The following is an 8,105-nucleotide window of genomic DNA, read 5'->3' on the forward strand; positions in this document are numbered from 1 at the left end:
GCAGGAAAACAACAAGCAGTCGACAGTATTAGTGACTTAACGACAGAACAGTTAAGAAAAACATTTGAAGTCAATGTCTTTTCTTTATACTGGATAGTTAAAGCGGCATTACCTTATTTACCTGAAGGCGCAACTATTGTTACTACGTCTTCTGTCCAAGCTTATCAACCTAGTGCGAATTTGGTTGATTATGCGCCAACTAAAGCGGCCATCTCTGCTTTTACACAAGCATTGGCGCAACAATTAGGTCCAAAAGGTATTCGTGTTAATTCTGTGGCCCCAGGACCAATTTGGACGGCATTGGAAATTAGTGGCGGTCAACCAACAAAAGTCATACCGAATTTTGGCCAACAAGTGCCATTGAAACGGGCTGGTCAACCTGCTGAGTTAGCACCGACTTATGTATTTTTAACTTCAGATGAATCAAGTTATGTTACCGCGCAGATTTATGGTGTTACTGGCGGTATGTTGATATAGTATTTTTAATCTTAATTGAGATTGACCCTATTTTAATTAAATGCCCTGAGTGGGCATTTTTTATTGGATGATTTCAGCGATCGATAAATGTGAGGTGATAACAATCCATCAATTTATCGTTTATATGATCGGTGTAACATTGGGTAGGTATCGATACCGTCATTTTACTGAGATCCATTTTAAGCATAAACTGATAAAAATAGTGGTAGGTTATTTTTTAAACAGTGTTGTAACTAATTGTTGTTATTTATATTTTATCATTTGCTCTTACGGTTATTCACAGAATTTGTGCATAAAGCAAACGATCAGTGTCTAAAATTTAACATAATAAGTAATTGTAGAATGGTATGTTACTTAATTTGTGGATAAGTTAAATTAATTATTAATGCTATTGTGATTAGTCGGTGAATAGCGATATGAATAACATGGTATAACTATAAAAAGTAATCACCACCCTATTAGCAATATAAGGATCAATTCATCTAGGAATAATAGCTTAAATCAACAAGATGCGATTAATCTTTAAACAACATAGCGATGTTCAGATTAATTTTAGGTCATTAGTTAATCAAACGACTTTTAAGGGTGCAAATTAAGCAGGCAAATATTTTCGCTATTCTTTTACTGAATATTGATATGACTTATAGTAAGATAGAGATAATCATATCTAATTATTTGTCTATTATGAAACATAATATAAAATTAATCTCCATACTAACACTAGCTATACTGTTGTCGGGTTGTGGTTTAAAAGGGGATCTCTATTTTCCAGATAATCAACAGTCGACAACGGTTAATGGAGCCGATAAATGACTTTTTTCCACTATTCTCATCAACAATTGATGGCAGAAGCCGTCTCTGTCGCGCAACTGGCTGAGATATATGGTACACCATTATATATTTATTCTAAAAAGGCCATTGTCCAACATTGGCAAAGGTATGAAACAGCATTAAAAGGTCGAAAACATCTAATTTGTTATGCGCTGAAAGCCAATAGTAATTTAGCTATACTTAATCTTTTAGCTAAACTTGGATCGGGTTTTGATATTGTATCTCAGGGTGAACTTGAGCGAGTGATTGCTGCCGGTGGCGATCCAAATAAAGTGGTTTTTTCGGGGGTGGCTAAGAATGAAGCTGAAATTGAACGGGCCTTAAGTGTCAATATCCGTTGTTTTAATGTGGAATCAGTGCCAGAATTATATCGTATTAATGACGTTGCAAAACGGTTAAATAAAAAAGCGCCTATCTCTTTACGTATTAATCCTGATGTTGATGCCAAAACCCACCCTTATATTTCAACGGGCTTAAAAGAGAATAAATTTGGCATTAGCTATGAAATTGCAGAAGAAGTATATAAACAAGCCAGTTCATTACCCTATCTCCGTATAGAAGGTATTGATTGTCATATCGGTTCACAATTAACGGAATTAACCCCATTCTTAGATGCAGCAGATCGCATTCTAGCGTTAGTGGATAGATTAGCTCAACATAATATTATCATTAATCATATTGATTTTGGTGGTGGTCTAGGGGTCTGTTATCAAAATGAAACCCCCCCAACAATTCAAGCATTGATTGATGCATTATGCGCGAAGTTAGTTGGTCGTGACCATCTAGAAATGATCTTTGAGCCTGGAAGAATCATGGTGGCCGATGCTGGAATATTAGTGACGCAAGTCGAATATATTAAACATCATGAAGAAAATCATTTTGCGATAGTCAACGCGGGCATGAATGATTTAGTTCGTCCAGCCTTATATGATGCTTGGATGCGAATTATTCCGGTGCTTCAGCCAAGTGGTCAAATGCCATCATTTACATACAATATCGTTGGACCCGTTTGTGAGTCAAGCGATTGCTTGGGGAAAAAGCGTGATCTTGCCATTAAGCAGGGGGATTTGCTCGCCGTTTGTGATGCGGGCGCGTATGGTTTTAGTATGGCCTCACACTATAATAGCCGTCCTCGGGTTGCTGAAGTATTGGTTGATGAGGAAAATCATTATTTAATTCGTAAACGAGAAACCTATGCCGATCTTTGGCGTGGTGAATATCTAATAGAGAAAACGAACGCATAGATTGGTCAATAGTGATCGACCAATACTATGAATGGTGAAAAAAATGAATTTTTCTAAAATGCACGGGTTGGGCAATGATTTTATGATCATCGATGCGGTGACGCAAAATGTTCATTTATCATCTGAACTTATCAAACGATTGGCCGATAGACATACCGGTATTGGGTTCGATCAATTATTAATTGTCGAACCGCCTTACTCCCCAGAGCACGATTTTCACTATCGTATTTATAATGCCGATGGTAGTGAAGTTGAACAATGTGGTAATGGCGCGCGTTGTTTTGCTCGTTTCGTAAGATTAAAGGGACTAACTAAGAAAAGAGAAATAAAGGTAAGTACCCAAAAAGGGGTGATTATCCTTAATGTTAATGAAGATGAAACGGTACGCGTCAACATGGGTATTCCCATTTTTGAACCGCAAAGAGTTCCTTTTAAAGCGACGAAAGAAGAAAAAACCTATATTTTACGGGTTGAAGAACGAACTATCTTTTGCGGTGTCGTATCTATGGGAAATCCCCATTGTGTATTACAGGTGGATGATATTGAAATTGCAGAGGTATCGGTTATTGGGGCTAAGTTAGAGCAACATGAGCGATTTCCTGAAAAAGCCAATATTGGGTTTATGCAAATAGATGATCGTCAGCACATACAACTACGCGTATTTGAGCGCGGCGTTGGCGAGACGCTGGCTTGCGGTACTGGGGCTTGTGCTGCCGTGGCGATCGGTATTAACCAAGATGTATTGGATAACATTGTCAATGTGGCTTTACCTGGTGGCATATTAAAGATTGAATGGCAGGGCATTGGACAACCTTTATATATGACAGGGTCAGCCACGCATGTTTTTGACGGATATATAACGTTATGAGTATTGATATTAGCTTACCAATAAATAAAGATAAACAACGTCATGTTGTAAAATCGAGTTTGGACGAATTAACTGCTGAAAAAGTTACTTATCATGATAAACAAATTTGTGAATATTTATTAAAAAATCCCGATTTTTTTATTCATCATGCGCAAAAATTAGATACATTACGTATTGCACACCCTGTACGTGGAGTGGTATCACTACCTGAGTGGATAATGGCAAGACAACGTAATAAAATCAAACAGTTAGAACAAGAGATTCAACAGTTAATCAATCATGCTGCTATCAATCAAAAACTATTTGGGCAGTTAATGTTTTTGCAGCTAGAATTACTAAAAGCGAATGATCCTGATGAATTAATTGAACGCTTAAATAGTTGGGCAAAATCGATGGGTTTACAGGGGGCTTATATTTATTTATTTGATGATAAATGGCAATTATCCGCCCCTTCTAAATTTCAATATTTAGCTTTATCTGCTGAAAAATTTAATTTTATTCGCATTAGTTATCTACAATATAGCCAGTACTATTTAGGTCAACTGAATCCAGCTGAGTGTGCCTGCTTACTTCCTGATCAAGATTATGTGGGGTCGGTTGCATTATCGTTATTAGGTCAATTTGGGGATCTGGGTGTGTTAGTATTTAGTAGTCGACATCCAAATCATTATCAGACTGGACAAGGGACTCTGTTACTGGAAAAAATAAGTCAAATTTTACCTATCCTCATTAGCCGTTGGATAAATAGAATCGATAAGTAAATGTTATTTTTAGTCAATTTATCCTTTTTCACATTAAAAGCAAAGCAATGCTATGCTATCTGACAGCGGTAATAGATTATGTGTTAAATATAACTATTACCGTCTTAGTTATATTTAATTTTAAATATAAATATTGTTTTATTTCATAAGCTTGGCGACAATAATTTATTGATTATTGCGCTTTTTTTTACGATCTCTTAATTGCTTATTAATATCTTTCTGTAATGGGAATAGATTATAATTTTATTAATGTCAATATAGGCTTATCTTTTTTATCTTTTCTTAGTAAAGCTAAGTATATAAATCTGTGATTATTTTTATCCGATAAACTTTTTACATCATTGCTATATTTTTATTTGAATCAACACCTTATAGGTTAAGTGTTACACTATGGAAAATTTTTTTCAATGCGTTAAAGCAATAGGATATAGGGTATTATTACTCTTTCTTGTTTTTACCTCACCATCCGTTTTGGCTTTTTCATTGCAAAACGTGGCAGAGCAAGCTAAACAATTGAGTAAAGAAAACTATGTAGCACCAAAAAGTCACCTCCCCTCAATGTTCAAACACTTAGCCTTTGATGATTATCAGAAAATTTATTTTAATTCAGATAAAACCTATTGGAAAAAGGATCATACCCTATTTACGTTACAGTTTTATCATCAAGGCATGTATTTTGATACGCCCGTAAAGATAAATGAGATTATTAATAATCGGGTTCAGGAGATTCAATATAGCCCAGACTATTTTAATCTAACAGCATTAAATCAGACTGAAATGGCCAATAGCCATTTAGGTTTTGCAGGGTTTAAAATCCACTACCCAATTAATCAACGTCAAAAAACAGATGATGAAATTTTTTCTGCCTTAGGTGCCAGTTACTTTCGTGTGATAGGCAAAGGACAAGTATATGGGTTATCATCGCGTGGTCTTGCTATAGATACGGGGGCTATTAGTGGCGAAGAATTTCCACGTTTTACTGAGTTCTGGATTGAAAAACCGAAACCAAAACAGAACTATCTGGTTTTTTATGCCTTATTAGATTCTCCGCGTGTGACTGGCGCTTATAAATTTATTCTCACGCCAGGACAAGAGAGTAAACTCAACATTGAATCACAACTTTTTTTCCGCAGTAGTATTGAAAAAGTCGGGTTGGCGCCATTAACCAGTATGTATTTATATGGACATAATCAGCCCTCAACAATTGCCAATTATCGTCCTGCCATTCATGACTCGAATGGTTTATCCATTTTAACTCAGGATAATCGTTGGATTTGGCGTCCATTAAACAATCCTAAAAAATTAGCATTTTCGACGTTTACCTTACAAAATCCTAAAGCTTTTGGTTTAGTTCAGCGCAGTAATGGTTTTGAAGATTTTCAAGATTTAACCGATCATTATGAAAAACGCCCAACCGCTTGGATCGAAGCCCTGAATCCTTGGGGTAAAGGACATATTGAATTAATCGAAATCCCATCACCTGATGAGACCAATGATAATATTGTAGCGTTTTGGGTACCAGAACAGCAAATTAATGCTGGTGATGAGCTGTATTTACATTATCAAATTCGCTATCTATCTGATGAAGCTGCACGCTACCCAAAAAATATTGCCAGAGTTAAAGACACACTTTACTCACTGGGAGATGTGAGACAAGCAAATTTAGTTCGTCAATTAGATGGCTCTATCTCGTATGTAATTGACTTTGTTGGTGGTGAGTTAGCAAAGCTATCTCCTCAACAAGGGGTAAAGCCTTATTTAAGTATTAGTGATAATGGTGAACTAGTTAATAGTGAACTTATCTATAATCCGATTGATAAAGGATGGCGTTTAATTATCCATTTTAAAAATAAAGAGATGAATAAAGCGACGGAAATTTATGCTAGTTTACTGAGTAACGATGGCAAGGATAGATTACTGACAGAAACATGGAATGCGCAGTATCCCGCCCAATAATCTGCACTATTTTATTATAAGATCGTAGAGGATTAACTTTTTATTCTTAACCATGGACTATTTATTGATTTTTATTGTCCAGATTCTTAGCACAAAACGGCTAGGTATTGTTATAACAAAATGACTTTTTATATGATAAATAACGAATTGATTATTTATTGTGACTATCCATAAGAGATATATAATGACTAAATTTACTGCTGATTTAACGAAAGAGGGGTTAAACCCGTCGGCAATGCAAGCAATCTTATCGAAAAAATGGCCGAATTTATTTCAGTGCTGTCATTTTAATTCCAACCGAGTTCAGCTTGAAACAACGCCTAAAATCGCTCGACAACCAATCAAACCCCATTATTGGTACCAATCTAATAAGGCGCCGGATCAGATTCAACCGTTTAATTTCATTGCTACGTTTCGGCGTTTTATATTATTACTATTCATTATTGGGCAAACTTTTATCGGTAGTCATTATTTAATCTCATTATTACCTTATCAAGGATGGCAAGAAGTAAGATTTTTTGATGATTGGCAATTAAATCCGATGATGGCATTAGAAAATATAACGCCATATGCCATTCAAGCCGTTATTATAATGCTATTTGCGATTCTATTTGCTTGGATATCCTTGGGCTTTTGGACTGCGATTATGGGCATTATGGTGACGTTAATTGGTAAAGATCGTTTTACGTTAGCTATACCCAATAATCCTAGCCAGCATATTAACCCTCACCATCGTACTGCGTTGGTTATGCCAATTTGTAATGAAGATGTGGCTAGAGTATTTGCGGGCTTAAAGGCGACATGGCAATCCCTTGATCAAACTGGACAGTTACCAGTATGCGATTTTTATATTTTAAGTGATACTAGTCATCCTGATATTTATGCCAATGAGCTCAATGCGTGGGCTGATTTGGTCAATGAATTAAATGTGAATAATCAAATCTACTACCGCCATCGAGAACGACGAGTAAAACGTAAAAGCGGTAATATCGATGATTTTTGCCGCCGTTTTGGTCATCAATATGAATATATGATTATCCTAGATGCTGATAGTGTGATGACCGGTGAGTGTATCAGTAATATGATAGCAATGATGGAGATGACACCGCATGCTGGTATTATCCAATCGCCCCCTAAAACAATTCGTATGCGGACATTATATGGGCGTATACAACAATTTGCCAATCAAACCTATAGTGATATTTTTAGTAGTGGTGTGCATTACTGGCAATTAAGTGAAGCCCAATATTGGGGGCACAATGCGATTATTCGGTTAAAGCCCTTTATTGAACATTGTATCTTGACACCATTTAATAAACGCGGTAAACCGCACCATATTCTCTCTCATGATCTGGTGGAAGCCGCATTAATGAGAAGTGCTGGATGGCAGGTCTGGATTGCCCATAATTTACAAGGTAGCTATGAAGAAGTGCCCGCTAATATTATTGAAGATTTAAAACGCGATAACCGTTGGTGTGTGGGTAACTTAATTAATTTAAGAGCACTATTTAAACCTGGTCTGTTAGTTGTCCAGCGTATTATGTTTATTACGAGTGCAATGGCTTATGTATCTTCTTTATTATGGCTACTATTTTTACTCTTTTCGACCTTACTATTATTCCTATTTAATGTGGATCAGCCGCATTACTTTCTACACCCCAATCAACTTTATCCAGTTTGGCCGCGTTGGAATGAGCATTTAGCGCTACAGCTACTCGGTACCACATTTGCACTATTACTTATACCGAAATTAGCTAGTTATGTGCTGGTATTAATCAAACAAAAACCATCAACCGTTGGAGGCATATTGCCCTTTACTTGCTCTATATTATTGGAAATAGTCTTTTCGATGATTTTAGCGCCAATACGTATGATCTATCATAGTAGCTTTGTGATAAAAGCCTTAATTGGTCGTAAAATTCATTGGAAATCGCCCGCTCGCCACGATGACGCATTGACATGGCGCGA

7 protein-coding genes are annotated in these 8,105 nt (G+C 36.3%); all 7 read left to right on the forward strand.

Annotation, left to right across the window (positions count from 1 at the left end; translation table 11 throughout):
• A partial coding sequence (locus O970_RS02195) for an SDR family oxidoreductase (RefSeq protein WP_024495553.1) occupies positions 1 to 477 on the forward strand: 477 nt, incomplete at its 5' end.
• Between the two features lie 684 nt (positions 478 to 1,161).
• A complete protein-coding gene (gene lptM, locus O970_RS02200; protein WP_105291829.1) occupies positions 1,162 to 1,290 on the forward strand; it encodes an LPS translocon maturation chaperone LptM in 129 nt (42 codons plus the stop codon).
• On the forward strand, positions 1,287 to 2,552 hold the full coding sequence (lysA, locus tag O970_RS02205) for a diaminopimelate decarboxylase (protein ID WP_024495555.1): 1,266 nt from the start codon (positions 1,287 to 1,289) through the stop codon (positions 2,550 to 2,552). The genes lptM and lysA overlap by 4 nt, the downstream gene beginning before the upstream one ends.
• Before the next feature lie 43 nt (positions 2,553 to 2,595).
• Entirely contained in the window at positions 2,596 to 3,420 is an 825-nt protein-coding gene (gene dapF, locus O970_RS02210; RefSeq protein ID WP_024495556.1) for a diaminopimelate epimerase, read from the forward strand.
• On the forward strand, positions 3,417 to 4,181 hold the full coding sequence (locus tag O970_RS02215; protein ID WP_024495557.1) for a DUF484 family protein: 765 nt from the start codon (positions 3,417 to 3,419) through the stop codon (positions 4,179 to 4,181). The genes dapF and O970_RS02215 overlap by 4 nt, the downstream gene beginning before the upstream one ends.
• Positions 4,182 to 4,571: 390 nt before the next feature.
• Positions 4,572 to 6,137 (forward strand): glucan biosynthesis protein G, encoded by a 1,566-nt coding sequence (locus O970_RS02220; protein WP_024495558.1) that lies wholly within the window; start codon positions 4,572 to 4,574, stop codon positions 6,135 to 6,137.
• 184 nt (positions 6,138 to 6,321) lie between these two features.
• Positions 6,322 to 8,105 (forward strand): glucans biosynthesis glucosyltransferase MdoH (mdoH, locus tag O970_RS02225; protein ID WP_024495559.1); only part of this gene is annotated, 1,784 nt, incomplete at its 3' end.

The organism is Candidatus Schmidhempelia bombi str. Bimp, assembly GCF_000471645.3.
Lineage (GTDB): Bacteria > Pseudomonadota > Gammaproteobacteria > Enterobacterales > Orbaceae > Utexia > Utexia bombi.

Bases quoted from the DNA above. Each gene is read 5' to 3' on its own strand.
- lptM (WP_105291829.1), top strand. From the start codon at position 1,162: ATGAAACATAATATAAAATTAATCTCCATACTAACACTAGCTATACTG.
- lysA (WP_024495555.1), top strand. From the start codon at position 1,287: ATGACTTTTTTCCACTATTCTCATCAACAATTGATGGCAGAAGCCGTC.
- dapF (WP_024495556.1), top strand. From the start codon at position 2,596: ATGAATTTTTCTAAAATGCACGGGTTGGGCAATGATTTTATGATCATC.
- O970_RS02215 (WP_024495557.1), top strand. From the start codon at position 3,417: ATGAGTATTGATATTAGCTTACCAATAAATAAAGATAAACAACGTCAT.
- O970_RS02220 (WP_024495558.1), top strand. From the start codon at position 4,572: ATGGAAAATTTTTTTCAATGCGTTAAAGCAATAGGATATAGGGTATTA.